This window comes from Achromobacter sp. UBA2119 (assembly GCF_002331005.1).
GTDB lineage: Bacteria > Pseudomonadota > Gammaproteobacteria > Burkholderiales > Burkholderiaceae_B > Achromobacter > Achromobacter animicus.
The window spans coordinates 1-24,662 of sequence record NZ_DCYD01000023.1 but is presented as its reverse complement, the minus strand read 5'-3'; the positions used below and the strand labels follow the sequence as shown (position 1 = coordinate 24,662).

The 24,662-nt window shown below is 63.2% G+C and carries 25 protein-coding genes and 1 other RNA gene; 15 read left to right on the top strand and 11 right to left on the bottom strand.

Annotated features, from left to right (window positions below):
* Positions 1-27 precede the first annotated feature (27 nt).
* The 4 genes from tolR to B3098_RS27790 are packed head-to-tail and all read right to left on the bottom strand — an operon-like array spanning position 28 to position 3,379.
* Positions 28-486 (bottom strand): protein TolR, encoded by a 459-nt coding sequence (gene tolR, locus B3098_RS27805; RefSeq protein WP_105237338.1) that lies wholly within the window; start codon positions 484-486, stop codon positions 28-30.
* Positions 486-1,166, bottom strand: a complete 681-nt coding sequence (gene tolQ / locus B3098_RS27800) for a protein TolQ (RefSeq protein ID WP_056564211.1) — start codon at positions 1,164-1,166, stop codon at positions 486-488. Before tolQ ends, tolR begins: the two co-directional genes overlap by 1 nt.
* Before the next feature lie 2 nt (positions 1,167-1,168).
* Positions 1,169-1,591 carry a tol-pal system-associated acyl-CoA thioesterase gene (gene ybgC, locus B3098_RS27795; RefSeq protein ID WP_056564208.1) on the bottom strand — a complete coding sequence of 141 codons (423 nt, stop codon included), beginning with the start codon at positions 1,589-1,591 and terminating at the stop codon, positions 1,169-1,171.
* Between the two features lie 57 nt (positions 1,592-1,648).
* A complete protein-coding gene (locus B3098_RS27790; protein WP_175125352.1) occupies positions 1,649-3,379 on the bottom strand; it encodes a proline--tRNA ligase in 1,731 nt (576 codons plus the stop codon).
* Positions 3,380-3,444: 65 nt separating this feature from the next.
* Between B3098_RS27790 and B3098_RS27785 the strand changes: the two genes are divergently transcribed.
* From B3098_RS27785 to B3098_RS27760, 6 genes are all read left to right on the top strand, one after another.
* The gene (locus B3098_RS27785) at positions 3,445-4,017 is read left to right on the top strand and encodes an RNA pyrophosphohydrolase (protein ID WP_056327909.1); all 573 of its coding nucleotides are present in this window, start codon (positions 3,445-3,447) and stop codon (positions 4,015-4,017) included.
* Positions 3,998-4,684, top strand: coding sequence for a response regulator (locus B3098_RS27780; RefSeq protein WP_056327910.1), 687 nt, complete (start codon positions 3,998-4,000; stop codon positions 4,682-4,684). Before B3098_RS27785 ends, B3098_RS27780 begins: the two co-directional genes overlap by 20 nt.
* A complete protein-coding gene (locus tag B3098_RS27775) occupies positions 4,685-6,217 on the top strand; it encodes a sensor histidine kinase (protein WP_175125350.1) in 1,533 nt (510 codons plus the stop codon).
* A gap of 314 nt (positions 6,218-6,531) precedes the next feature.
* Positions 6,532-6,960 (top strand): tripartite tricarboxylate transporter TctB family protein, encoded by a 429-nt coding sequence (locus B3098_RS27770; protein WP_175186404.1) that lies wholly within the window; start codon positions 6,532-6,534, stop codon positions 6,958-6,960.
* 6 nt (positions 6,961-6,966) lie between these two features.
* Positions 6,967-8,490 carry a tripartite tricarboxylate transporter permease gene (locus tag B3098_RS27765; protein ID WP_175139058.1) on the top strand — a complete coding sequence of 508 codons (1,524 nt, stop codon included), beginning with the start codon at positions 6,967-6,969 and terminating at the stop codon, positions 8,488-8,490.
* Between the two features lie 107 nt (positions 8,491-8,597).
* Entirely contained in the window at positions 8,598-9,527 is a 930-nt protein-coding gene (locus B3098_RS27760; RefSeq protein WP_279976055.1) for a 2-hydroxyacid dehydrogenase, read from the top strand.
* Here the strand turns inward: B3098_RS27760 and B3098_RS27755 are convergent.
* Positions 9,521-10,456 carry a LysR family transcriptional regulator gene (locus tag B3098_RS27755; protein WP_175125345.1) on the bottom strand — a complete coding sequence of 312 codons (936 nt, stop codon included), beginning with the start codon at positions 10,454-10,456 and terminating at the stop codon, positions 9,521-9,523. The two genes, B3098_RS27760 and B3098_RS27755, sit on opposite strands and share 7 nt — an antisense overlap.
* Positions 10,457-10,652: 196 nt before the next feature.
* On the opposite strand from B3098_RS27755, the gene B3098_RS27750 reads away from it, so the two are divergent.
* A complete protein-coding gene (locus B3098_RS27750) occupies positions 10,653-11,282 on the top strand; it encodes an FMN-dependent NADH-azoreductase (RefSeq protein WP_218342121.1) in 630 nt (209 codons plus the stop codon).
* A gap of 75 nt (positions 11,283-11,357) precedes the next feature.
* Here B3098_RS27750 and B3098_RS27745 read toward each other — a convergent pair whose 3' ends face one another.
* The 4 genes from B3098_RS27745 to B3098_RS27730 form a co-directional block, all read right to left on the bottom strand.
* Complete coding sequence (locus tag B3098_RS27745; RefSeq protein WP_286900409.1) at positions 11,358-12,263, bottom strand: NAD(P)-dependent oxidoreductase; 906 nt, start codon at positions 12,261-12,263, stop codon at positions 11,358-11,360.
* Between the two features lie 57 nt (positions 12,264-12,320).
* Positions 12,321-13,925, bottom strand: a complete 1,605-nt coding sequence (locus B3098_RS27740) for a gamma-glutamyltransferase family protein (RefSeq protein ID WP_286900406.1) — start codon at positions 13,923-13,925, stop codon at positions 12,321-12,323.
* A 189-nt stretch (positions 13,926-14,114) separates the two neighbouring features.
* Positions 14,115-15,620 carry a tripartite tricarboxylate transporter permease gene (locus B3098_RS27735; protein ID WP_279976050.1) on the bottom strand — a complete coding sequence of 502 codons (1,506 nt, stop codon included), beginning with the start codon at positions 15,618-15,620 and terminating at the stop codon, positions 14,115-14,117.
* Positions 15,621-15,633: 13 nt separating this feature from the next.
* Positions 15,634-16,098 carry a tripartite tricarboxylate transporter TctB family protein gene (locus tag B3098_RS27730; RefSeq protein WP_063956077.1) on the bottom strand — a complete coding sequence of 155 codons (465 nt, stop codon included), beginning with the start codon at positions 16,096-16,098 and terminating at the stop codon, positions 15,634-15,636.
* A 479-nt stretch (positions 16,099-16,577) separates the two neighbouring features.
* Here B3098_RS27730 and B3098_RS27725 point away from each other — a divergent pair, with 479 nt between their 5' ends.
* From B3098_RS27725 to B3098_RS27710, 4 genes are all read left to right on the top strand, one after another.
* Positions 16,578-17,024 (top strand): hypothetical protein, encoded by a 447-nt coding sequence (locus B3098_RS27725; protein ID WP_175125332.1) that lies wholly within the window; start codon positions 16,578-16,580, stop codon positions 17,022-17,024.
* A complete protein-coding gene (locus B3098_RS27720) occupies positions 17,025-17,336 on the top strand; it encodes a cell division protein ZapA (protein ID WP_076518838.1) in 312 nt (103 codons plus the stop codon).
* A 31-nt stretch (positions 17,337-17,367) separates the two neighbouring features.
* A non-coding RNA gene (gene ssrS / locus B3098_RS27715) (6S RNA) lies at positions 17,368-17,553 on the top strand.
* Positions 17,554-17,636: 83 nt separating this feature from the next.
* Complete coding sequence (locus tag B3098_RS27710; protein ID WP_286900403.1) at positions 17,637-18,401, top strand: SIMPL domain-containing protein; 765 nt, start codon at positions 17,637-17,639, stop codon at positions 18,399-18,401.
* Here B3098_RS27710 and lgt read toward each other — a convergent pair.
* Positions 18,376-19,164 carry a prolipoprotein diacylglyceryl transferase gene (gene lgt / locus B3098_RS27705; protein ID WP_286900401.1) on the bottom strand — a complete coding sequence of 263 codons (789 nt, stop codon included), beginning with the start codon at positions 19,162-19,164 and terminating at the stop codon, positions 18,376-18,378. The genes B3098_RS27710 and lgt overlap by 26 nt on opposite strands.
* A gap of 130 nt (positions 19,165-19,294) precedes the next feature.
* Between lgt and ilvD the strand changes: the two genes are divergently transcribed.
* The 3 genes from ilvD (at position 19,295) to msrA (ending at position 21,929) form a co-directional block, all read left to right on the top strand.
* Complete coding sequence (gene ilvD, locus B3098_RS27700) at positions 19,295-20,980, top strand: dihydroxy-acid dehydratase (RefSeq protein ID WP_286900399.1); 1,686 nt, start codon at positions 19,295-19,297, stop codon at positions 20,978-20,980.
* Positions 20,964-21,299 (top strand): c-type cytochrome, encoded by a 336-nt coding sequence (locus B3098_RS27695; RefSeq protein ID WP_175125326.1) that lies wholly within the window; start codon positions 20,964-20,966, stop codon positions 21,297-21,299. The genes ilvD and B3098_RS27695 overlap by 17 nt, the downstream gene beginning before the upstream one ends.
* Positions 21,300-21,374: 75 nt before the next feature.
* Positions 21,375-21,929: a peptide-methionine (S)-S-oxide reductase MsrA gene (gene msrA / locus B3098_RS27690; RefSeq protein WP_286900397.1), complete on the top strand. Its 555-nt coding sequence runs from the start codon at positions 21,375-21,377 to the stop codon at positions 21,927-21,929.
* Between the two features lie 215 nt (positions 21,930-22,144).
* Here the strand turns inward: msrA and hppD are convergent, their stop codons facing one another.
* Entirely contained in the window at positions 22,145-23,257 is a 1,113-nt protein-coding gene (hppD, locus tag B3098_RS27685; RefSeq protein WP_175186401.1) for a 4-hydroxyphenylpyruvate dioxygenase, read from the bottom strand.
* Positions 23,258-23,413: 156 nt separating this feature from the next.
* On the opposite strand from hppD, the gene B3098_RS27680 reads away from it, so the two are divergent.
* On the top strand, positions 23,414-23,890 hold the full coding sequence (locus B3098_RS27680) for an Lrp/AsnC family transcriptional regulator (protein WP_056566859.1): 477 nt from the start codon (positions 23,414-23,416) through the stop codon (positions 23,888-23,890).
* Positions 23,891-24,662 lie beyond the last annotated feature (772 nt).

Sequence of the window (24,662 nt, the reverse complement as noted above, 5' to 3'; positions counted from 1 at the left end):
CCGGCCAGGCCGGCGGAGGGCGGCGCGTTAGCGTTTCTTGGCGGGGACGGGCTGGGAGGCGGCGCCGGACTGGTCCACCAGCAGGCCCAGGCGGGTGATGCCGTTGGTGCGCAGCTCGTCCATGACCTTCACGACCGTCTCGTAGGGCACCTTGCCGTCGGCGGCGATCACCACCGGCGTTTCCGCGGTAATGCGCGAACGCACTTGCGCGACCAGTTCGGGGCGCGCGATGTCCTGCATGGTGGCGCCGGCTTCACGCATGCGCAGCGCGATCTTGCCGTCTTCCGAAATCTGGACTTCCAGGGGCTTGACCGGCACGTCGGAGGCGGCGCCCACCGACGGCAGCTGGATCAGTCCGGGCGTGATCAGGGGCGCGGTCACCATGAAGATGACCAGCAGCACCAGCATCACGTCGATGTACGGCACCACGTTGATGTCGGCCTTCATGCGGCGGCCGGACCTGCCGCGCGAGCTTACCGAGGGCATTAGCGCACCTGCCGTTGCAGAATGTTCAGGAATTCATCGACGAAGCTGTCGAAGCGGATCGAGATGCGGTCGATGTCATTCGTGAAGCGGTTGTAGGCAACCACGGCCGGGATGGCGGCGAACAGGCCGATCGCGGTGGCGATCAGCGCCTCGGCAATGCCGGGGGCCACCGAGGCCAGCGTGGCCTGCTGCATGTTCGACAGGCCGATGAAGGCGTGCATGATGCCCCAGACCGTGCCCAACAGGCCGATGTACGGGGACACCGAACCGGCGGACGCCAGGAAGTTGAGGTGGGATTCCAGCGAGTCCATTTCACGCTGGTAGGCGGCGCGCATGGCGCGGCGCGGGCCGTCCAGCACGGCCGTGGCATCGCCGCTGGCGTTGCCGCGGCGGGCCTTCAGGAATTCGGTCATGCCGGCATCGAAGATGCGGGCGAGGGCGCCTTGCTCGTCGCGGCGCGAGGCCACGGCCTGCTGCAGCATCGACAGGTCGCCGCCCGACCAGAAGTCGTCTTCGAAGCGGCGCGTCTGGTCATGGGCCCGCTTGATGGCCATGCGCTTGGCGAAGATGTAGGTCCAGGACATGATCGAGATGCCCAACAGCATCAGCATGATGAGCTGGACCGGCACGCTGGCGTGCGAAATCAGCGAAAGCAACGACATGTCGTTGGTGACTTGCATGGTTATTCCTGAATGAATTCCAGTTTTGCGCGAATGTCAGCCGGCAACTCCGCCGGCCGCATGTGAACGGCATCGACGCAACAGACTTGGATGTTGCCTTCGGCAAGCAGTTCCCCGTTGCGCTCCGCGCGCTGCGCGAAGTGTATCGAAGCGCGGCCCAGTTTGGTGACTCGGCTGCGTATGGTAAGCAAATCGTCCAGTCTGGCCGGTTTGCGGTAGGACATGTCCAGGGCGCGGACAACGAACAGCCGTTGCTCGCTGGCGGCCAGTCCGGACTGGTTGACGCCAAGGTCCCGCAGCCATTCGGTGCGGGCCCGCTCCAGGAATTTCAAGTAGTTGGCGTAGAAAACCACCCCGCCGGCATCCGTGTCTTCGTAGTAGACGCGGACTTGCAGGGTGGATTCGGCGGACTTCGGGTCGGTCACGGTACTCAACAGATGATATGCGGGTCGGGACGCGGAAAGTCCGTAGTGGCTACAAGGTTAGAGCGTGTCGAGCTTGGTCAGCACGGCCTCAAGCGCGGACTCTACCGGAATCTTGGCCGCTTCGGTTTCCCGGCGGGCCTGCAATTCCACCACACCATCGTTCAGGCCGCGTTCTCCAACTGTTACACGCAGCGGCGCACCGATCAGTTCCCACTCGGCAAACATGACGCCGGGGCGGGCATCGCGGTCGTCCAGCACGACATCAACGCCGCGCGCCAGCAGGGATTCATAGAGCTTTTGCGCGGTGTCACGCACCGTTTCACTTTTGCCCCAGCCCACCGGGCAGATCACGACCTCGAACGGCGCGAGCGCTCGGGGCCAGATAATGCCGCGCGCGTCGTGGTTCTGCTCGATGGCGGCGCCCACGATGCGGGTCACGCCGATCCCGTAGCAACCCATTTCCAGGACTGCGGGCTTGCCGGTTTCGTCCAGGAAGGTGGCCTTCAGGGCTTCGGAGTACTTCTTGCCCAGGTAGAAGACGTGGCCCACTTCGATGCCACGCTGGATCGACAGCGTGCCCTTGCCGTCGGGCGAGGGGTCACCGGCGACCACGTTGCGCAGGTCGGCCACGAGTTCGGGCTCGGGCAGGTCGCGGCCCCAGTTCACGCCCTGGGTGTGGAAATCTTCGCGGTTGGCGCCGCACACGAAATCGGCCATGTTGGCCACGGTGCGGTCGGCGATGACGTGGACCGGCTTGACCGTCTTGACCGGGCCCAGGTAGCCGGGCTTGCAGCCAAAGTATTCGACGATCTCAGTTTCGGTGGCAAAGCGGAAGCCCGACAGGCCCGGCAGCTTGCCCGCCTTGATTTCATTCAGTTCGTGGTCGCCGCGCAGCAGCAGCAGCCAGATGTCTACCTTGCCCTTTTCACCGTCGGTGGCCAGGACGATCGACTTGATCGTGCGTTCCAGCGGAATGTCCAGCAGCTTGGCCACGTCCTCGCACTTGGCGGCGCCCGGCGTCGCGACGTCTTGCATCGTCTGGGCGGCAGCGGCACGGGTGGCGTACAGGCTGGGCGCCTCGGCCAGCTCGATGTTGGCGGCGTAGTCCGAGTCCGCGTTGTAGACCAGCAGGTCTTCGCCCGTGTCGGCGATCACCTGGAACTCATGGCTGCGCGTGCCGCCGATGGAACCCGTATCGGCCGCCACCGCGCGGAACTCCAGGCCCAGACGGCCGAAGATGCGCATGTAGGCGGCGAACATGGTGTCGTAGCTCTTCTGGGCGCCGGCTTCGTCACGGTCGAAGGAATAAGCGTCCTTCATCGTGAACTCGCGGCCGCGCATCAGGCCGAAGCGCGGACGGCGCTCGTCACGGAACTTGGTCTGAATGTGATAGAAGTTCAGCGGCAGCTGGCGGTAGCTGTGGATCTCATTGCGCGCGATGTCCGTGATGACTTCCTCGGACGTCGGCTGCAGCACGAAATCGCGCTGGTGCCGATCCTTGATGCGCAGCAGTTCGGCGCCGTACTGCTCCCAGCGGCCGGATTCCTGCCAGAGTTCGGCCGGCTGCACCACGGGCATCAGCAGCTCGATGGCGCCCGCCGCGTTCATTTCTTCGCGGATGATCGCCTCGACCTTGCGGATGACCTTCAGGCCCAGCGGCATGTAGGTGTAGATGCCGCCCGCGAGCTTGCGGATCATGCCGGCGCGGGTCATCAGCTGGTGGCTGGCGACTTCCGCTTCGGACGGGGCTTCTTTGAGGGTGTTGATGTGGTAGTTGGATGCGCGCATGTTTAAAGGTGGCAGCAGATACGTATAATCGACCGTAATTGTATTGAATTCGGTGGGGGTGGCCCATGCTTGACCGCGAAGGCTACCGCCCCAATGTCGGCATCATTCTCGTCAACACTAGAAACGAGGTCTTTTGGGGCAAGCGTATCAGGGAACATGCGTGGCAGTTCCCCCAGGGCGGCATCAAGTATGGCGAAAGCCCGGTGCAGGCCATGTATCGCGAACTCCATGAAGAGGTGGGCCTGAAGCCCGAGCATGTCCGTATTTTGGGGCGTACACGCGATTGGTTACGTTATAACGTGCCCGATCACTTTGTCCGGCGTGAGTGGCGTGGCCACTATAAAGGACAAAAACAGATTTGGTTCTTGTTGCGCCTGGTGGGACGTGACAGTGATGTTTGCTTGCGCGCGACGCAGCATCCGGAATTCGACGCCTGGCGCTGGAGCCAGTACTGGGTTCCGCTGGATGCCGTCATCGAGTTCAAGCGAGACGTCTATACCCAGGCGTTGAACGAGTTGTCGGCTATCCTCTTTCGGCGCCATCACGAGACCCGCTACCTGCGCCAACGGGTGCATGGTCAGCGGGCTGCAGAGAATTTGCCCGAAGGAACGGACGGTCATGCGCATATTGTTGGTTGAAGACGAACGGGACATGGCGTCCTGGCTGATGCGCGCGCTCGCCCAGAGCGGGTTTGTGCCCGATCACGCGGCGGACGCGCGCACGGCCGAAGCCTTCATGGCGGGCACCGAATACGATGCCATCGTCATGGACTTGCGCCTGCCCGACAAGCATGGTCTGGTCGTCCTCCGGGAAATGCGCAACCGGGACGACCGCACGCCCGTCCTGCTCCTGACCGCGCAAGGTGCGCTGCAGGACCGTGTGCGCGGCCTGAATCTCGGCGCCGACGACTTCCTGACCAAGCCCTTTGCTCTCGAAGAACTCGAAGCGCGCTTGACCGCGCTCGTGCGCCGCAGCCGCGGCCGCCAGCATCCGCGCCTGCAGTGCGGCTCGCTGTCCTACGACAGCGAAAGCCGTGCGTTCACGCTGGACGGATCGCTGCTGTTCCTGACGCCGCGCGAACACGCCGCCCTGGCGGCGCTGCTGACGCGCAGCGGCTACCCGGTGGACAAGTCGCAATTGTTCGGCAAGGTCTTCACGCACGACAGCGAAGCCAATCCGGACGCCATCGAGGTGGTGCTGCACCGCCTGCGCAAGAAGCTGGCCGGCAGCGACGTGCGCATCGTGACCGTGCGCGGGCTGGGCTACATGCTGGAAAGCGTCGCCAGCGAGTCCGCGGAACCCTAAGTGAGCCTGCGGATTCCCGGACTGCCGCGCGTCGGCATCCGCGCGCTTCTCATCATCCTGCTGCTGCCCGGCGTGGTGGTGCTGCTGGTCATCGACAGCCTGAACGACTACCGCACCCTGGCCGAGATCACCAACGAAGCCTACGACAGCGCGCTGGTGGAACCTGCACGGGTGCTTGAAAGCAGCCTGGAATTCACGCCGGACGGCAACCTGCAGGTTGCCACGCCGCTCTACGCGCAGGTCATGCTCGAATCTCGAGCCGGCCTGCGCAAGTATTTCCGCATCGAGGAAATCGATCCGCCCTTGCCCGACGGGGCGCCCGTGCCCCAGACGCAGGGCAAGACGCTGCTGGGCATGCCGGAAATGCCGCGCCCGCCGTCCTGGCCCCGGTCCAACGGCCAACCCATCTTCTACGACAGCGTGTACCGCAACGATCCCGTGCGGGTCGTATCCGTGGTGCGCGATCTCTATTACCAGGGCCAGCATCGCCAGGTGCTGGTGGTCGTGGCCGAAAGCACCGGCAAGCGCATCGAGGCCGAGAACAATGCGCGGCGCCAGGAGATCCTGCGCGATTCACGCATGCTGGCGCTGGTCGTGCTGCTGGTCTGGTGGGGCGTGTCGTGGGCCTTGAAACCGCTGCGCCGGCTGCAGGCCGACATCCGCGGACGCCGTCCGGACGACCTGACGCCGCTGGACGCCTCGCGCGTGCCCAGCGAAGTCGCTCCGCTCGTCGAAGCCGTCAATCACCACATCGCCCGCTACCGGCGGGTGCTGGACGAGCAATCCAACTTTCTTGCCGACGCCTCGCATCAATTGCGCACGCCGCTCGCCATCATGCTGACGCAGGCGCAATACACGCTGCGCGAACGCGACCCCGCGCGCGTGCGCGAGGGACTTCGCGCCATCGTCGACCAGCTCGGGCGCACGCGCCGGCTGACCGAACAGCTTTTGTCGCTGGCGCACGCAAACCAGGCCGGCCAGACCCCGCGCCAGTTGCTCGACATGAACGCGGTCTCGCGCGAAGTCGTCTTGCAGTACCTGCCGCTCGCGCACGAAAAACAGCAGGATCTGGGCTGGGTGCAGGCCGATGCCGAAGACGGCCAGGACACGCCGGTGCCGGTGTCCGGCAACGAGGCCGAGCTGCACGAGGCCTTGTCCAATCTCGTGCACAACGCGATCCATTACGCGCCGGTCGGCGCGCAAATCACGGTCTCCGTCTGCCGTGCCGACAACAGGGTCGAGGTCGCCGTGTCCGACAATGGGCCGGGCCTGGATCCCGTCATGCGCACGCGCGCCTTCACACGGTTCGAGCGCGTGGGTACGGACAAGCCGGTGACCTCCTCCGGTTCCGGCCTGGGCCTGGGCATCGCGCGCGCCTACGCCCGGCGCAACGAGGGTGATATCGAACTGCGCGATGGCGAGCCCAACGACCAGGGCGGCGTCGGCCTCGCGTCGGTGCTGTGGCTGCCGCTGGCGCCCACCGTATCGCAGTATCCGCGGCCCGCCGAGGTCCAGCTCAAGGGCGATCAATAACCGAGCAATCAATAAGGCGGCGCTCCCCAGCGCCTTCCTCGACGCTCAATCCATCAAGGTCCGCTTCCCCACTACCCGCTTTTCTCGCGGCTTCGCGCATGCCGATCAGGGATAACCCCCGGATTCAGGAATGCGACAGCGCATAGAAAGCGGATTAGCAGCTTCCTTCCGTAATCTGCGATCCGGCCTGTCGTCAGGGGCCGGGCGCTGTCCGCTTCGAGCAGCGCATGAAAGGCCGGCGCTGTCCGGCACAAGGAAGGAGGACGGAAGTGAAAAAGACAATCAACAGAAAGGACTATTACGGCGGCGCGCTGATGGTCCTTATCGGCATGGCCGCGATTTATGGCGGCACCGACTACCACATCGGCTCGCTCAGCCACATGGGTCCGGGATTCTTCCCCGCGGCGCTCGGCGGCCTGCTGGCGCTCACCGGCCTGCTGATCGCGATGTCGGCGCGCTCGGCCGAACCCGCGGCCCCGGCGCCCGCCGAAGGCCATCCCACCGGCATGCCGGACATCCGTGGCAGCGTCTGCATCCTGCTCGGCATCCTGGCATTCCTGCTGCTGGGCCATTACGGCGGTCTGCTGCCCGCCACGTTCGCCATCGTTTTCATCTCGGCGTTGGGCGACCGCAAGAACACGATCAAACAGGCCATCCTGCTGTCGATCGCCATGTCCGCGATCGCGGTCGTCGTTTTCTGGTGGGCGCTGCAACTGCAGCTTCCGCTGTTCCGCTGGGGTTGATGCGCCATGATTTCTCAAGCTTTGGTAGACCTTTGGTACGGCTTCGGCGTCGCGTTCCAATGGCACAACCTCATGTGGTCGTTCTTCGGCGTGCTGGTGGGCAACCTTATCGGTGTGCTGCCCGGCATGGGCGCGCTGTCCGCGATCTCCATCCTCCTGCCGCTCACCTACGTCATGCAGCCCGTGCCCGCCATCCTGATGCTGGCCGGCATTTTCTATGGCTCGCAATATGGCGGCGCCATCGGCGCGATCCTGCTCAACCTGCCTTCGCATCCGCCGCACGCGGTCACGTGTCTTGATGGTTATCCATTGACCAAGCAGGGCAAGGGCGGGACAGCGCTCGGCATCACGATGATCTGCTCGTTCTTCGCGGCATCGGTCGGCATCATCGTCATGATCTTTGCCTCGCCGCTGCTGGTGGAAGTCGCCTTCAAGTTCGGCCCGACCGAGATCTTCTCGATCATGCTGCTGGGCCTCTTGGCGGGCGCCACCATGTCGCGCGGCTCGCCGCTCAAGGGCGTGGCGATGACGCTGTTCGGCCTGATGTGCGGCGTGGTCGGCACAGACGTGAACACCGGCACGATCCGGTTTTCGTTCGGCCTGCTCGACCTGTCCGACGGCCTTGAACTGGTCGCGATCTCGATGGGGCTGTTCGGCGTTGCCGACTTCCTGATGAGCGTGAACCGCATGACCATCATCGGCAGCGGCGCCAAGCTGCGACTGCGCGACATGCGGCCCAGCAAGCAGGAGCTGAAGACCGCCTTCTGGCCCATGGTGCGTGGCACGGCCGTCGGCACGCTGTTCGGCGCCATGCCCGGCACCGGCCCGACCATCACCACCTTCGTCGCCTACGCGCTGGAGCGCAAGGTCTCCAAGACGCCCGAGAAGTTCGGCACCGGCATGATCGCCGGCGTGGCATCGCCCGAAGCATCGTCGCATTCGAAGACGCAGGTCGACTTCATCCCGACGATGAGCCTGGGCATTCCGGGCGACGCCGTGATGGCGCTGATCCTGGGCGCGCTGCTGATCCAGGGCATCCAGCCCGGCCCGCAGCTCATCACCGAGCATCCGGACATCTTCTGGGGCCTCATCGCCAGCTTCTGGGTCGGCAACGTGCTGCTCATGGTGCTGAACGTGCCGCTCATCGGCGTGTGGGTCAAGCTGCTGCAGGTGCCGTACCGCTACCTCTTTCCCTCGGCGTTGTTCTTCATCGCGGTGGGCGTTTACAGCACGCAGAACAGTCTCTTCCAGATCTGGGAAGTGCTGGCATTCGGCGTGATCGGCGCGGTCCTGATGACGCTGGAGTTCTCGGTGGCGCCCATTCTGCTGGGCTTCGTGCTCGGCCCCATGGTCGAAGAGAATTTCCGCCGCGCGCTGCTGCTGTCGCGCGGTGACCTGGCGGTGTTCGTCGAACGTCCGATCAGCGCATGGTTCATCGGCGCCAGCGCCTTGCTGATCGCGCTGCAGGTCTGGGCCTTCCTGCGTCGCAACAAGGGCAAGAACAAGCCTCAGCTGCCGCAGACGGCCTGATCCCTCGGCTTGCTTCTGGCACACGCGGCCCGGCTTTTGCCGGGCCGTTTGATTTGTACGGCGGCATCCCTCATGCTTGGGGTTTTCATCGCCCGCGCACTGCCACCATGCACATTCTCTTTGCTTGTCCCCATCACGATCCTGACGCCTGGGTGCCTCGCCTCGAGGCCGCCATGCCCGGTTGCCGTATTTCGGTTTGGAATCCCGACGGCCCGCCGTCTGGTGCCGAGGTCGCGCTGGTCTGGCGTCCGCCGGCCCAGCTCTTCCAGCACGAAACCGGTTTGCAAACCCTCTTCAATCTGGGTGCGGGTGTCGATGCCTTGCTGAAGATGCCGGAGATCCCCGCCCACGTTCGCATCGTGCGTCTCGAAGACGCCGGCATGGCCGTGCAGATGGCCGAATACGCGCTGTATGCGCTGCTGCGCGTCTCGCGCGATTTCGAAGCCTTCGACCAGGCGCAGGCACGGCAACATTGGGACACCCGCGAGGGCACCCGGCAGGCGGACTGGCCCGTGGGCGTTCTCGGGTTGGGGCAGGTCGGGGCGCGCGTTGCGCAAACCCTGGCCGAATTCGGCTATCCCGTGGCCGGCTGGTCGCGCTCGCCGCGCGAGATCCCCGGTGTTGAATCCTTCGCTGGCGAGGCCGCCTTGCCGGCCTTCTTGGGCCGCACGCGTTTTCTGGTCAACGTGCTGCCGCTGACGCCCGACACGCAAGGCATCCTCAACCGCGAAACGCTGTCGCAGTTGCTGCCTGGCGCGCATCTGGTCAACGTGGGACGCGGCGAGCATCTGGTCGAAGACGATCTGGTGCAGATGCTCGAAGAGGGCGAAATCGCGGGCGCCACGCTCGACGTCTTCCGCACCGAACCGCTGCCGAAAGACCACCCGTTCTGGCACGACCCGCGCGTCCATGTCACGCCGCATATCGCGGCGCGCACGCTGCGCGACGAAAGCATCGAACAGATCGCGGGCAAGGTCGCGCAACTGATGCGCGGCGAATCCATCACCGGCGTCGTGGAGCGCTCGCGCGGCTACTGAGGCGCGGGCGTCACGGCTTTCTCCAGCCGCTCGTACATCGAGGGCAGGCGCTGCGACAGGAAATCCAGCAGCGTCCGCACGGCGGGCATCATGCCCCGCCGTGACGGATAGATGCAGTGCACGATGCCCTCGGGCGATTGCCATTGCGGCAGCACCGGCACCAGCTGCCCGCGGCGCAGTTCCTCCTGCGTGGCGATCGACGGCAGCAACGCGATGCCGCGTCCCCGCACGGCAGCTTCCGTCAGCACGATGAAGTCGTTGCACGACAGTTGCGGTTTCAGTTCGATCTGCACCTCCTCGCCCTTGTCATTGCGCAGCGGCCACCGCACTTCGTTCTGCGGATCGCTGAAACTCAGCGTCACGTGCGACGCCAGGTCCTGCGGCGTATCGGGCGCGCCGTGGCGCTGCAGGTATCCGGGGCTGGCCACCAGCGTGCCGCGCGCCGTGCCCAGATGCCGGACGACCAATTCGGCGTCCGTGTCGAGCTTCGTGCGGACCCGCAGCGCCAGGTCCACGCCTTCGCGGATCAGATCCACCCGCCGGTTGGTCACCAGCAGTTGCACCGATATTGCGGGCCACGCGTCCAGAAATTCCGGCAGCAGCGGGGCCAGCACGTCCTGCGCGATCGACACCGGGCAGCTCACGATCACCGGGCCGGTCGGCTCCGCCTGCAACTGCCGCATCGCGTCGTCCGCCGCACGCGCCGATGCGGCCATCTCCCGGCAGTAATGCAGATAGCGCTCGCCGGCGGACGTCAGCCGAAGCCGGCGGGTGGTGCGCTGCAAAAGACGCACCCCCAGGCTTTCTTCCAGGTGGGAGATACGGCGGGATAGACGGGATTTCGGAATGTCCAGCGCGCGCGCTGCGGCGCTGAAGCCTCCTTGCTCGACGACTTGCGAGAAGTAGTAGAGGTCATTGAGATCTTGCATGATTGTTCTATGTTTGGAACGAACAGTTCATCATACCCGTATTTATGTATTCAATCGGTCCTACTACAGTGTCGCCATGCACAACGGATCTGCCAACGCCGCCCAAGCGGCAAGGCCCCGCCCGATCATCCTGACGGGTGCGGCGCTGACAGATCCAGACCGTCCACCCCGGGCGGGCCCACTGGAGATATCTGCAATGAAAACCCTGGTCATCCTTTCCTCGATTCTCGGCGAACGTTCCAACAGCAAGCAATTGGCCGATCACCTGATCGCCCGCATCAAGGCGTCGAACCCGGCCTCGGCCATCAAGGTTCGCGACATCGGCGCGCAACCCATTCCTTATTTCGACGGCAACACCGCTGGCGCCCTGTTCACGCCCGCTGAATCGCGCTCGGTTGAGCAACAGCGTCTGGTCGAACTGAGCGACTCGCTAGTCGCCGAAGTGATGGAAGCCGATCGCATCGTCTTCGCCGTGCCCGTGTACAACTTCAACCTGCCGGCGCAGTTCAAGTCCTACCTGGATCACCTGGCGCGCGCCGGCGTCACGTTCCGTTATACGTCGGAAGGCGTGCCCGAGGGGCTCGTCAAGGGTAAACAGGTGCTCGTGCTGACCGCGCGTGGTGGCAAGGCGGAAGGCACGCCGTCCGACACGATGACGCCTTACCTGCGCCAGATGCTGGCGTTCCTGGGAATGACCGAAGTGACTTTCATCGCCGCGGAAGGCATGGCCATGGGCGAAGTGGCCGCGCTGGAAGGACTGGCCCTGGCCAAGCAACGCATCGACGCGCTGCTGCCGGCTGCCAGCGAAGCCTCGCTCGCCGCCTGACCCGGCGGCGCTGCCGGATCAAACAAAAAGGCGAGCCGGAAGGCTCGCCTTTTGCATTGGGCCAGGACGGCTGGCTTAGTCGCGCAGACGCTTGATGAGGCTGGACGTGTCCCAGCGTCCGCCGCCCAGTTTCTGGACGTCGCCGTAGAACTGATCCACCAGCGCGGTCAGCGGCAGACGCGCGCCGTTGTTGCGCGCCTCCGCCAGCACCAGGCCCAGATCCTTGCGCATCCAGTCCACCGCGAAACCGAAGTCGAACTTGTCGTCGACCATGGTGCCGCCGCGGTTCTCCATCTGCCAGCTCTGCGCCGCGCCCTTGCTGATCACGTCCAGCACCTGCTTCATGTCCAGCTCGGCCGCCTGGCCGAATGCGATCGCTTCCGACAGGCCCTGCACGATGCCGGCGATGCAGATCTGGTTGACCATCTTCGCAAGCTGGCCTGCGCCCGGGGGGCCGACCAGCGTGACCGCGCGGCCAAAGCACTGGGCGACGGGCTGGATGGCGTCAAACACCGCCTGCTCGCCGCCGCACATGACTGTCAGCACGCCATTGACGGCGCCTGCCTGACCGCCCGAGACGGGGGCGTCCACGAAGTTCAGGCCCAGCTCCTTGGCTTTCGCGTGCAGTTCGCGCGCCACATCGGCGGAAGCCGTGGTGTGGTCGACGAACACGGCGCCCGACGCCATGCCGGCGAACGCGCCGTCAGGACCCAGCACGACGCTGCGCAGGTCGTCGTCATTGCCCACGCAGGCAAAGACGATCTGCGCGCCGGCAACGGCTTCGCGCGGGGTGGCCGCGCTATGGCCGCCAAACTCGGCGACCCAGGCCTGCGCCTTGGCGGGGGTCCGGTTGTAGACCGTGACGTCATGCCCGGCGCGGGCCAGGTGACCGGCCATGGGCAAGCCCATCACGCCCAATCCGAGGAAAGCGACTTTCTGGGCTACGGCTGCGTCGTAGCTCTTGGTACCGATCGTTGCCATGCAATGGACTCCGCTGAATAAGGGTAGGTCTGTTTCAGGACACTAACCTTAACGCAATCAAAAGCCGGCGGCGAGTCCATCTCTGCGGCTATCGCTGGCGCTGACGTAGCCGTCGACGGCCGGATCGCCCAACCGCCAGATGAACTGCCCCGATCCGAAGTCCATGTACGGATCGTCCATGCCCTGCAGCACATGGCCGCGCTCCCGCAGTCCCTGTGCAACGGCAGGGGATACCGTCGGCTCCAGGTCCACCTCCAGGCCCTGGTTCCACTTCCAGCGCGGTGCATCGCAAGCGGCCTGCGGCTGCTGGCGATAGTCCAGCATGCGCACCAGCGCCTGCATCTGGCCCTGCGGCTGCATGTTGCCGCCCATGACGCCAAAGCTCATCACCGGCGCGCCATCACGCATCAGAAAGCCCGGAATGATCGTGTGGAACGGCCGCTTGCCGCCCGCGACCACATTGGCGTGCTCGGGATCGGCGCTGAAGCAGTGGCCACGGTTCTGCAGGCTGACGCCCGTGCCCGGCACCACGACGCCGGATCCGAATCCCATGTAGTTCGATTGGATGAAGCTGACCATCATCCCGTTGCGGTCGGCGGCGGTCAGGTAGACCGTGCCGCCTTGCGGCGCATGGCCGGTCGCGAAAGTCTGCGCGTGTCGCGGATCGATCAGTCGCGCGCGCTCGGCCAGGTAGTCGGCCCGCAGCATCTCTTCCGGGGCGACCCGCATGTGGCGCGCGTCGGCCACGTGCGCATAGACGTCGGCAAACGCCAGCTTCATCGCTTCGATCAGCAGATGCTGCGTCTCGGGATGATCGATCGGACGCGCCGCCAGATCGAAGTTCTGCAGGATGCCCAGCGCAATCAGCGCCGCGATGCCCTGGCCGTTGGGCGGAATCTGATGCAGCGTATGGCCACGGTACGCCTGGCTGATCGGCGTGACCCACTCGGGGGTGTAGTCGCTCAGATCTTTCAGCGTCAGGGCCGCGTCGTGCGCTTGTGCGTGCGCCACCAGCTTGTGCGCCGTCTCGCCTTCGTAGAAGTCGCGCCCGCTGGTTGCCGCAATGCGCTTGAGCGTCGACGCCGCGCCTTGCAGCACGAAGTGTTCGCCGATGTGCGGCGCACGGCCGCGCGGCAGGAAGTGGTCGGCAAAGCCGGGCTGCGGCTGCAGCACGTCAGCCTGCGCGGTCCACTTCTGATGCACCATCGGCGTGATCGCAAAGCCGCGTTCGGCGTATTCGATGGCGGGCGCCAGGATGTCGGCGAAAGACAGGCGGCCCAGCTTTTCGTGCAACGCAGCCCAGCCGGCCACGCAACCCGGGACGGTCACGCTGTCCCAACCCCTCGCCGGCACCGCGCCCTGATGCTTGCGCCGGAAGTAGTCCACGTTCCAGGCGGCAGGCGCCGGTCCGGAAGCGTTAAGTCCATGCAGCTTGGCGCCGTCCCAGATGATGGCAAAGCAATCCGAACCCAAACCGTTGCTGACGGGTTCGACCATCGCCAGGGTTGCCGCCGCGGCAATGGCCGCGTCCACGGCATTGCCGCCTTGCGCCAGGATGCGCAGGCCGGCCTGCGCAGCCAGTGGCTGGGAGGTGGCGACGACGTTGCGGGCAAAGACGGGCGTGCGGGTACTCGTATACGGATTCTTCCAGTCGAAATTCATGTCGAATCATCGCGTGGGGTAAACCCGTAGCTTAACGTAGATGAAATCGGCTATGTACGATTTGTTGCTGTAGGTAATTTTCAGTAGTCTTCAGCCGAATGCACGACGTTCGCGCAAAGAAAAACCCCCGAGCAAGGCCCGGGGGTTTTTTAGCAGGACAGGGCGCCGCACGGGCGGCGCGTTGTGCCTTTAATCTTCTTCGACGAAGGTTTCTTCGCGCTTCTTGCGGATGGCCGGCAGGGCCACCAGGATCACCAGGAACACGGCGACGGCCAGCAGGGTTGCCGACAGCGGACGCGTCACGAAGGTGGAGAAGTCGCCGCGGGACAGCAGCAGGGCACGGCGGAAGTTTTCTTCCATCATGGGACCCAGCACCAGACCCAGCAGCAGCGGGGCGCCTTCGCACTTCAGCTTCGACCACACATACCCGATGATGCCGAACATGGCCGTCGTGAAGATGTCGAACGGGTTGTAGTTAAGTGAATACACACCGATCGTGCAGAACACCAGGATCGCCGGGAACAGGATGCGGTAGGGCACCTTCAGCAGCTTGACCCACAGGCCGATCAGCGGCAGGTTCAGCACCACCAGCATCAGGTTGCCGATCCACATCGAGGCGATCAGGCCCCAGAACAGCTCCGGGTGGCTCGTCATGACTTGCGGGCCGGGCTGGATGTTGTGGATCGTCATGGCGCCCACCATCAGCGCCATCACGGCGTTGCCGGGGATACCAAGCGTCAGCAGCGGAATGAACGAGGTCTGGGCTGCAGCGTTGTTCGCCGATTCCGGACCTGCCAGGCCGGCCGGGTGGCCCTTGCCAAAGCGTTCCGGATTCTTCGAGATCTTCTTTTCCAGCGTGTAGGAGGCGAACGAGGACAGCACCGCGCCACCACCCGGCAGGATGCCCAGGGCCGAACCCAGCGCCGTGCCGCGCAGCACGGCCGGAGCGGCTTCCTTGAACTCCTGCTTGTTCGGATACAGCGTGCCGATCTTGTCGGTGATGTCGACGCGGTTTTCCTTCTGCTCGAGGTTGGTCATGATTTCGGCAAAGCCGAACACGCCCATGGCCACGATGGCGAAGTCGATGCCGTCTTGCAGTTCCGGCACGCCGAAGTCGAAGCGGGCAACGCCCGAGTTGACGTCGGTACCGACCATGCCGAGCAGCAGGCCCAGGATGATCATCGCGATTGCCTTGGGCAGCGAACCCGAAGCCAGCACCACGGCGCCGACCAAGCCCAGGCACATCAGCGAGAAGTACTCGGCAGGACCGAACTTGAACGCGACTTCAGCCAGCGGGGGCGCGAAGGCAGCCAGCAGCAGCGTGGCAACGCAACCGGCGAAGAACGAACCCAGCGCGGCAATTGCCAGCGCAGCGCCCGCCCGGCCGTTGCGGGCCATCTGGTGACCGTCCAGCACGGTCACCACCGCGGACGTTTCTCCTGGCAACGCCACAAGAATGGCCGTCGTGGAGCCGCCGTATTGGGCGCCGTAGTAAATACCCGCCAGCATGATCAGGCCGGCCACCGGGGGCAGCACGTACGTGATCGGGAGCAGCATTGCGATGGTCGGAACGGGGCCGATGCCCGGCAGCACGCCGATCAGCGTCCCCAGGATGCAGCCCAGCAGTGCGTACATCAGGTTCTCGGGCGTGAACGCCACCGAGAAACCCATCATCAGGTTGTCAAACAATTCCATGACCGGTTGCTCCTCAGTTCATGCCCAGAAACGACGGCCACAGCGGGAAAATCAGCCCCAGCCCCTTGATGAATGCCAGGTACGTGAACACCACCAGGAAGATGCCGTTGGCAACAGCGACCTTCAGGTTGAATTCATGGCTGGCAAGACTGCTGACGACCACCAGCACGAACACCGAGATGTACACGCCCAGCAGCTTGAGGATCACGCCATACAGCACGACGGAGCCCACCACCAGGAAGACGATGCGCCAGTCGAACTTGTCGACGTGAGTTTCATGGGCTTTCTTGGACAGCGAGCCAAGCAGCACGATGGCGCCGAGCAATGCGAGAACAATGCCTAGCCAGAAAGGAAAGTACCCTGGTCCCATTCGGGCAGCAGTACCCATTTGGTAGCTGCTGGCCTGCCAGGCGAATCCCAGTCCGAGAGCGATGAACATCACCCCCGACCAGAAATCCTGTCGATTGCGTAGCTGCATGATTGGTTGGCTCCTGTTTACAGCATGTAGATAAAAGAGGTTTGTAGCCGGATGGACGCTCGCCGAAAGGCGAGTGACAGGCACAAAAAAGGCACTTCGGGGTGCCATTAATTATTCTGAAAGCGACGTCGTGGTTTCTTGAAAGGCCGAATGGTAATGGACGCCCGCCACGCTGCAAACCCTGTAAGGTCTGTGAAAGGCTGGGGTTTTCCCTAGAATTGGGGAACTCCCGATCCCCGTTTGTAACGCGGTCAGAAGTTTGAGGGCTTTTTGAAAGCCAAGTGAAAGTTTATAGAAAGATTCACGAAAGCCGGATCGGCCGGATGCGGCAATTTCGACGGATGGGGACTTTTCTTGGCAGGCAAGAGCCGGTAACCTTCGCGCGCCAAACCCAACCGTATTTCCTACTGAATATTGCCGGGTTTCTCACCTTGCGTGAAGAGGCCCGGTCCAACCCAGGATGGTTTACGATAGCGCCCATGCTGCAAGATCTAGACCAACTCGCCGCCCGAATCGGGCAACTGGTGCAACGCACCCGCCAACTCCACGCCGAGCGTGACGCGTTGCGTCTCCGCCTGAACGACTTCGAAGCCGAGCAGCGTGTGCTCAAGCAGCGCGCTGCTGATCGCGAGGCCGAGGTCGTCACGCTGCAAAGCAAGCTTCAAGATAACGACGGCGCCGTCTCGGCCATGCTCGAGGACGCCAAGCGGGCAGAAGCCGCGCTGCGCGAGCAACTCGCTCGCGAAACCGCCGAACGCCAAGCGCTCGAATCGCGCTTCGCCGCCCGCGAAAGCGAACTGCAGGGCAACCTGCAATCGCGCGACACAGAACTACAGCGCTTGCGTGTGGCCGCCGCTTCGGCCCGCGAGCGCATCGACGCCGTCCTGGCCCGCTTGCCGGGTGCGCCGTCCGGAGAGCAACACTAAATGGAACGTGTAGACGTATCGATCCTCGGCCGTGAGTATTCACTTGCGTGCTCCGCCGAAGAAAAGCCCACGCTGCTGGCTGCCGTGCGCCATGTCGATCAGCTCATGCTGCGCATCCAGGGCACGGGCAAGGTTTCCAGCAACGAACGCATCGCTGTGATGGCTGCATTGCAGATCGCTGGCGAGCTGCTTGCAATGAAAGCGCCGGACGGTCCGCTGGGCGGTTTGGCGGTCGGCGACTTCAAGCGTAGAATTGAGGACATGAACGCAGTACTCGATGACGCCTTGTCGGGTCAGGAAAAACTGCTCTAACGTTCATAGGCTGCATTCAAGATTTTCAAGTTTGTCCCTGCCGTGTTCGTGACTAGGCCATACATTCTCTGAACCTATGTCTTTTTGGCATATTGGTTGCGGGAGTGCAGAGCTGGAGTGATTGTCTCTTGCAGACGAACCCGATGCTCTTCGGAACGCGACCACCTTGAACCTCAGGGTTCGAGATGCCGGCCTTGACGGCACAGGCGGGGCATCTATCCCAGCGGACCTGCCATGGAGCAGGTCCGCGTCGGGTGCCTCTCGGCAATTCCCCTTCGTCCTCCCACATAGGACCAGTCCATGTTCAAACACCCTGTTTTTTCGCTCACCAGGCTTGGTGCGGCGTGCGCAGCCGTGGCCGCCATCGCTGTGGCCCAACCCGTTTTCGCGCAGGCTCAGGCGCCCGCACCGGCGGCCGCTGCCGAGTCCGCCGCGAACCGTGCGCCGGAGCTGACCTTGCAAGCGATGGTGTCGTCCGAGGTCAAGCAGGACACCGTCCGCATCGCCCTGTCCGCCGAAGTCGAAGCGCCGGATCAGCCGACCGCCGGCCAGAAGTTGACCGCTGCGCTCGAAGACGTGGTCAAGCGCGCGCGCGACACCAAGGACGTGGAAGTGCGCACCAGCAACTTCAACGTCTGGCCCAACATGAACAACAAGGGAAAGATCGCCTCGTGGCGCGGCCAGGGCGAGATCGTGCTGGAATCCAAGGACTTCGCGGCTGCCGCGGCCCTGGCTTCCAAGCTTTCCGACAAGACCGCCATTTCCAACATCAGCTTCTCGCTGTCGGACGCCGCGCGTGAAGCCGAAGAGCGCAAGCTGCTCAAAGAAGCGGCACAGGCCTTCAAGGACCGCGCATTGGCCGCGGCCAACGCGTTCGGTTTCTCCGGCTACCGCCTGTCCAAGCTCGATCTCGGCGGCTCCGGCGCTCCCGCGCCGATGCCGCGCATGATGGGCGCGGCCATGGCGAAGGGCGGTTCCTTCAGCAGCGCCGACGTCAGCGTTCCCCTTGAAGCAGGGAACGTGACGGTCAGCGTCGCCGTCAACGGGACGATCGTTTTGCAGTAAGACTGAACATGATGGCGCCCAAGGCGACCATCGGCAGGGACAGCCACTGTCCCATGCTCAATCCACCCGCGAGCAGACCCAGGAAGTTGTCGGGCTCGCGGGTGAACTCCACCAGGAAGCGGAACGTTCCATAACCCATCAGGAACAATCCGCTCACCTGGCCCAGCGGGCGCGGCTTGCTCGAAAACCACCACAGCAGCGCGAACAGCACGATGCCTTCCAGGCCCAGCTCATAGAGTTGCGAGGGATGGCGGGGCAGGCCGTCGCCGCTGTCGGGAAATACCGTCGCCCACGGCACATCGGTGGGACGGCCCCACAACTCGCCATTGATGAAGTTGCCCAGCCGGCCAAAACCCAGGCCCAGCGGAATCAACGGCGCGATGAAATCGCTGATTGCAAAGAACGGCAGGCCCTTCTTGCGCGCAAACAGCAGCATCACCAGGATTACGCCGATCAGGCCGCCGTGGAAAGACATGCCGCCCTGCCACAGGTACAGCACTTCCAGCGGATGCGAAAGGTAATAGCCTGGCTTGTAGAACAGCACATATCCCAGCCTTCCCCCCAGCACCACGCCCAGCACGCTATAGAAGATCAGGTCTTCCAGGTCCCGCACGTTCAGCGATGTAGTGTGCCCGCTCTTGATGCGATGGCGGCCCAGCAAATACACGAGCGCGAAGCCCGCCAGGTACATCAGCCCATACCAGTGAATGGCGAGCGGCCCGATCTGCAGGGCGATGGGGTCGATTTTTGGATATTCCAGCATGTTCTGCCCGACACAATAAAGTTGAATGATAATAACCGGCGAGCACTGAAGATTCGCATGCCAAGCGAGCCAGCTTCCCCGGGTGCGTTCGCCATGTCCGCGCCCCGACGGCCGACAGGAGACACTGACCATGCCGCACAACGAACGTTCCCGCCACATTACCGAAGGCGTCGCGCGCGCACCCAATCGCGCCATGTACTACGCGCTGGGCTACAAAGAAGCAGATTTCCAGAACCCCATGATCGGCGTGGCCAACGGCCATTCGACGATCACGCCCTGTAATAGCGGCTTGCAACGGCTGGCCGACGCCGCCATCGACGCGATCCGCGCGTCACGCGCCAATCCGCAGGTGTTCGGCACGCCCACCATTTCCGATGGCATGTCCATGGGCACCGAAGGCATGAAGTACTCGCTGGTGTCGCGCGAGGTCATCGCCGACTGCATCGAAACCGCCGCGCAAGGCCAGTGGATGGACGGCGTCGTCGTCATCGGCGGATGCGACAAGAACATGCCCGGCGGCATGATCGCCTTGGCGCGCACCAACGTGCCGGGCATCTATGTTTACGGCGGCACCATCAAGCCAGGCCGCTACAAGGGCAACGATCTCACCATTGTGTCCGTGTTCGAGGCCGTTGGCGAATACACCATGGGCCGCATGCCCGAAGAAGATTTCAAGCAGATCGAGAAATGCGCGATTCCCGGCTCGGGCTCCTGTGGCGGCATGTACACCGCCAATACGATGAGCTCGGCATTCGAAGCCATGGGCATGAGCCTGCCGTATTCCAGCACGATGGCCAACGAAGACGAGGAAAAAGTCACTTCGGCCGCCGAGTCCGCGCGCGTGCTGGTCGACGCGGTCAAGCGCAATCTGCGCCCGCGCGACATCATCACGCGCGAAGCCATCGAGAACGCGGTGTCCGTCATCATGGCCACGGGCGGCTCCACCAACGCGGTGCTGCATTTCCTGGCCATCGCGCACGCCGCTGAAGTGCCGTGGACTATCGACGACTTTGAACGCATCCGCCGGCGCGTGCCCGTGCTGTGCGACCTGAAGCCGTCCGGCAAGTACGTGGCCACCGACCTGCATCGTGCCGGCGGCATTCCGCAAGTCATGAAGCTTCTGCTCAACGCGGGCCTGCTGCATGGCGATTGCATCACCATCACGGGCAAGACCATCGCGGAAACGTTGGCCGACGTACCCGACGTGCCGCGCGCGGATCAGGACGTCATCATGCCGATCGATCGCGCGCTCTATCCGCAAGGGCACCTCGCTATCCTGAAGGGAAATCTCTCGCCGGAAGGCTGCGTCGCAAAGATCACTGGGCTGAAGAACCCCGTCATCACGGGACCCGCACGCGTGTTCGATTCCGAAGACGACGCGATGACGGCCATCATGGCACAGCAGATCCGCGACGGCGACGTCGTCGTCATCCGCTACGAAGGCCCGAAGGGCGGTCCGGGCATGCGTGAGATGCTGGCGCCCACGTCCGCGCTTGTGGGGCAGGGGCTGGGCGAAACCGTGGGTCTCATCACAGACGGCCGTTTTTCCGGCGGCACCTGGGGCATGGTGGTGGGCCACGTCGCGCCCGAAGCGTACGTGGGCGGTCCCATCGCCCTCATCCAGGAAGGCGATTCGGTTACCATCGATGCCCACAAGCTGCTGCTGCAGCTCAACATCAGCGACGAAGAGATGGCGGCTCGTCGCCAGGCCTGGGTCCAGCCCAAGCCGCGTTATTCACGCGGTGTGCTTGCCAAGTTCGGCAAGCTCGCCAGCACCGCCAGCCGTGGGGCAGTAACCGATGCGTTTGAAGATTAGTCTGTTGTTGGCCGCGGCCGGCGCCCTGGGCGCTGGCGCGGTGCATGCGCAAACCACTGGCCTGGATCTGGCCAAGAGCAAGGCCTGCATGGCCTGTCATCAGGTGGAAGCCAAACGGGTCGGGCCGCCCTTGAAGAGCGTGGCGGAACGATACGCGGGGCAGGGCGACGCCATGGTGGATTACCTGGCGGGCAAGATCCGCGGCGGTGGCCGCGGCGCCTGGGGCGCGGTGCCCATGCCCGCCCAGACCCACGTCACGCCTGAAGACGCCCGCGCTTTGGCCGAATGGATCTTGTCGCTGGCGCCGGCAAAGCAGTAGCCTTATTCTTATGCCCCGGCACCAAGCCGGGGGCGCCGGCCGCGCGCAGCGGCCGTCTACAGCAAAGGAATCGTCATGGCAGAACAACCATCACCGGGCAATGAAGTCGCCGTACTTGGCGGCGGTTGCTTCTGGTGCGTCGAAGCAGTGTTTGTCGATCTGCGCGGGGTCAAGAGCGTCTTGCCGGGCTACGCCGGCGGACACGTCGACAATCCCAGCTACGAACAGGTCTGCGGCAAGGACACCGGCCACATCGAAGTCGCGCGCATCGAATTCGATCCGGCCGAACTTTCGTACAGCGATCTGCTCCGCGTTTTTTTCGCCACTCACGATCCCACCACGCCGGGTCGCCAGGGCAACGACATCGGCCCGCAGTACGAATCCGCCATCTTCTGGCAGAACGACTCGCAGCGCGAGCAGGCCGAGACCGTCATCGCAGAGGTCGAGGCGCAGAAAGTCTACGATGCGCCCATCGTGACCAAGCTGCTGGCGCCCGCGCATTTCTGGCAGGCCGAGGACTATCACAGCAATTATTTCGCCTTGCATCCCGAACAAGGCTATTGCCAGTTTGTGATCGCACCGAAGGTCGCCAAATTCCGTAAGCAATTCCAGGATCGCCTGGCTCGCTGAGCGGGGGCGATCGTTTCGCGTGACTGAAGGCCTCGTACGGCGGACATCGTTCCACCGATCAATGCGGGGCCTTCTCGCATGTGGGGTTTTTTCCCATGCGGTGCTTTTCCCGATGCGTCGCGTGTCAGATTGACGATCGCCCAAAGAAAAACCCCGCTTCGCAGCGGGGTTTGGACAAGCTTGGTAGACGCACGCCTGGCGCCCGTCTGCAAGCCTTATTCCACGGTCTTCACAACGCCACGGCGCATCTGGTCCAGCTCGATGGATTCGAACAGGGCTTTGAAGTTGCCTTCACCAAAGCCGTCGTTGCCCTTGCGCTGGATGATCTCAAAGAAGATCGGACCGATCTGGTTTTCGGTGAAGATCTGCAGCAGCAGTCCGCCGTCCGGCGCGCCATCCAGCAGGATCCGGTTCTTCTGCAGGCGATCCACGTCTTCGCCGTGGTTCGGCATGCGGCGATCCAGCAGTTCGTAGTAGGTCTCCGGCGTGTCCAGAAACACGACGCCCGTCTCGCGCAGCGCTTCTACCGTCGCATAGATGTCATCGGTCGCCATGGCGATGTGCTGGATGCCTTCGCCGCGGTACAGATCCAGGTATTCCTGAATCTGGCCTTTCTCGTCGGTGCCTTCCTCGTTGATGGGAATGCGGATATTGCCGCAAGGCGACGTCATCGCCTTGGACTTCACGCCCGTCACCTTGCCTTCGATGTCGAAGTAGCGCACCTCGCGGAAGTTGAACAGGCGCTCGTAGAACTCCGACCATTCGGCCATGCGGCCCTTGTGCACGTTGTGCGTCAGGTGGTCGACCAGCGTCAGGCCCGCGCCGCGCCAGTTGACGTCGGTCTGCGCATTGGCCGGATCCAGCGGAATGAAGTCCACGTCGTAGATGCTGATGTCGCCAATGCCGCCGTGGCCTTCCTTGCCGGCCCAGCGGTCCACCAGATAGATCAGCGAATCGCCAATGCCCTTGATGGCAGGAATGTTCAGTTCCATCGGCCCGCTATGGGAATCAAAGCCCCACGCGCCCAGTTCCAGCGCACGCTTGTAGGCGGCGTTGGCGTCCTGCACCCGAAAGCCAATCGCACAGATCGACGGGCCATGCAGGCGAGCAAATCGTTGAGCGAAGGAATCGGGCTCGGCGTTGATCAGGAAGTTCACGCCGCCTTGGCGGTACAGCGTCACGTCCTTGTGGCGATGCTTGGCAATGGCCTTGAAGCCCAGCAACTCAAACACCTTGCGCAGCGCGGCGGGGTCCGGCGCGGCATATTCAATGAACTCGAACCCGGCGGTGCCCATCGGGTTGTCCCAGGGTTGGAAAGCGCTGCTCATAAGTCTGCTCCCTTGCATGTTTTGTGAGGACGACTTGTTCTTCAAGTCTAGACGCAGATTGTAGGTACGAAGGCCGGGCAGACAATTGCAAACATGGCGCGAAAGCCGATGACCTGAGCAATAATATTGCTCGTTATCGAATTTGGGGGGTTGAAGATGTCCGGAATTGAGCTAGACAGGACAGATCTAAGGATTCTGGCTGAACTGCAGCGCGACGGACGCCTCAGCAATCAGGAGTTGGCAGACCGCGTCTCGCTGTCGCCCAGCCCCTGCCTGCGCCGAGTGCGGCGTCTTGAAGAGCAGGGCTTCATCAAGAAATACGTGGCGCTCATCGACGCGGCCAAGGTAGGCCTCGGGCTGCTCGCGTACGTCAATATCCGCCTGAACAAGCACAGCGGATCCAGTCACGCACCCATGAGCGACTTCGCACGCGACGTCCAGCTCTGGCCGGAAGTCGTCGAGTGTTACGCCATGTCCGGCGACATGGACTATCTGCTTCGCATCCAGGTCGCCGATCTGGCGCACTTCTCGCGCTTCGCCATGGACACCCTAATGCGCCACCCGGCGGTGGTGGACATGCGTTCCTTCTTCGCGCTCCAGCAGATCAAGGAAACGACGGAGCTTCGTATATAGACTCAATGAGCGGGGCGGGTGCCGCCGTCGAAGCCATCCCCGTACCTTCTATATATATAGAGGCGAGCCCGCACGCTCTATATAGATAAGTATCGAAGAAGGCCGACTCAGCGGCTTGCCCGCGACTGCGTCCCCAAAAAGAATCACATTTCTGCAAAATGGGTGTCATGCTGATCCCACACGCCAAAATTCTGTGCTATAGTCTCGCTCCTTCGCTGCTCCAACAGTTTTGAACAGCGAAGCCAAGCAGGTGCAACAGGTTCGCGGGTTTCCCCGGCCTGCCGCAAAGGCAGTCAGAAATGAGGCCAAGCGGTTATTGCAAAGATCGGCGCAAATCAGGCGGAAGCCAGTTGCAAGATCTGCAAAAATTGTGCTATAGTCTTGGGCTTGGCTGGTGATGACGAATCAGGGTTTACCCGAATCGATGTTTCAGCCATCTGTGCGGTAACCAGCCTTCGGGTTTTCCGAAGCCGCTTGAAAGTTGAGCGGGGTTGCAAGATGCGGTGCAAATCAGGCAGAAGCCAGTTGCACAATCTGCAAAAGCTGTGTTATAGTAGAGAGCTTGGCGGTTGCCGAAAAATTAGGGTTTACCCTGACGTTTCGATAGTCGCTAAGCGCTGAGAAATCAGCGCCTCGATTTTGAAGTTAAGTAGTACAGAATTTAGCAGTACAGAATTTAGTAAGACCGCTCTTTAACAATTAAACAACCGATAAGTGTGGGCGCTTGATGCGAGTGCAGCGGTTTGGGTTTGGCCTGAATCGCAAGCACAAG

Excerpts from the sequence above, each read along its gene's own strand:
- B3098_RS27750 (WP_218342121.1), top strand. The coding sequence starts at position 10,653 with ATGAAAACCCTGGTCATCCTTTCCTCGATTCTCGGCGAACGTTCCAAC.
- B3098_RS27755 (WP_175125345.1), bottom strand. The coding sequence starts at position 10,456 with ATGCAAGATCTCAATGACCTCTACTACTTCTCGCAAGTCGTCGAGCAA.
- B3098_RS27790 (WP_175125352.1), bottom strand. The coding sequence starts at position 3,379 with ATGCGCGCATCCAACTACCACATCAACACCCTCAAAGAAGCCCCGTCC.
- hppD (WP_175186401.1), bottom strand. The coding sequence starts at position 23,257 with ATGAGCAGCGCTTTCCAACCCTGGGACAACCCGATGGGCACCGCCGGG.
- B3098_RS27680 (WP_056566859.1), top strand. The coding sequence starts at position 23,414 with ATGTCCGGAATTGAGCTAGACAGGACAGATCTAAGGATTCTGGCTGAA.
- msrA (WP_286900397.1), top strand. The coding sequence starts at position 21,375 with ATGGCAGAACAACCATCACCGGGCAATGAAGTCGCCGTACTTGGCGGC.
- B3098_RS27725 (WP_175125332.1), top strand. The coding sequence starts at position 16,578 with ATGCTGCAAGATCTAGACCAACTCGCCGCCCGAATCGGGCAACTGGTG.
- B3098_RS27740 (WP_286900406.1), bottom strand. The coding sequence starts at position 13,925 with ATGAATTTCGACTGGAAGAATCCGTATACGAGTACCCGCACGCCCGTC.
- B3098_RS27710 (WP_286900403.1), top strand. The coding sequence starts at position 17,637 with ATGTTCAAACACCCTGTTTTTTCGCTCACCAGGCTTGGTGCGGCGTGC.
- B3098_RS27730 (WP_063956077.1), bottom strand. The coding sequence starts at position 16,098 with ATGCAGCTACGCAATCGACAGGATTTCTGGTCGGGGGTGATGTTCATC.
- B3098_RS27760 (WP_279976055.1), top strand. The coding sequence starts at position 8,598 with ATGCACATTCTCTTTGCTTGTCCCCATCACGATCCTGACGCCTGGGTG.
- tolR (WP_105237338.1), bottom strand. The coding sequence starts at position 486 with ATGCCCTCGGTAAGCTCGCGCGGCAGGTCCGGCCGCCGCATGAAGGCC.
- tolQ (WP_056564211.1), bottom strand. The coding sequence starts at position 1,166 with ATGCAAGTCACCAACGACATGTCGTTGCTTTCGCTGATTTCGCACGCC.
- B3098_RS27765 (WP_175139058.1), top strand. The coding sequence starts at position 6,967 with ATGATTTCTCAAGCTTTGGTAGACCTTTGGTACGGCTTCGGCGTCGCG.
- B3098_RS27780 (WP_056327910.1), top strand. The coding sequence starts at position 3,998 with ATGCGCATATTGTTGGTTGAAGACGAACGGGACATGGCGTCCTGGCTG.
- B3098_RS27720 (WP_076518838.1), top strand. The coding sequence starts at position 17,025 with ATGGAACGTGTAGACGTATCGATCCTCGGCCGTGAGTATTCACTTGCG.
- ilvD (WP_286900399.1), top strand. The coding sequence starts at position 19,295 with ATGCCGCACAACGAACGTTCCCGCCACATTACCGAAGGCGTCGCGCGC.
- B3098_RS27745 (WP_286900409.1), bottom strand. The coding sequence starts at position 12,263 with ATGGCAACGATCGGTACCAAGAGCTACGACGCAGCCGTAGCCCAGAAA.
- B3098_RS27695 (WP_175125326.1), top strand. The coding sequence starts at position 20,964 with ATGCGTTTGAAGATTAGTCTGTTGTTGGCCGCGGCCGGCGCCCTGGGC.
- B3098_RS27785 (WP_056327909.1), top strand. The coding sequence starts at position 3,445 with ATGCTTGACCGCGAAGGCTACCGCCCCAATGTCGGCATCATTCTCGTC.
- B3098_RS27770 (WP_175186404.1), top strand. The coding sequence starts at position 6,532 with ATGGTCCTTATCGGCATGGCCGCGATTTATGGCGGCACCGACTACCAC.
- B3098_RS27735 (WP_279976050.1), bottom strand. The coding sequence starts at position 15,620 with ATGGAATTGTTTGACAACCTGATGATGGGTTTCTCGGTGGCGTTCACG.
- lgt (WP_286900401.1), bottom strand. The coding sequence starts at position 19,164 with ATGCTGGAATATCCAAAAATCGACCCCATCGCCCTGCAGATCGGGCCG.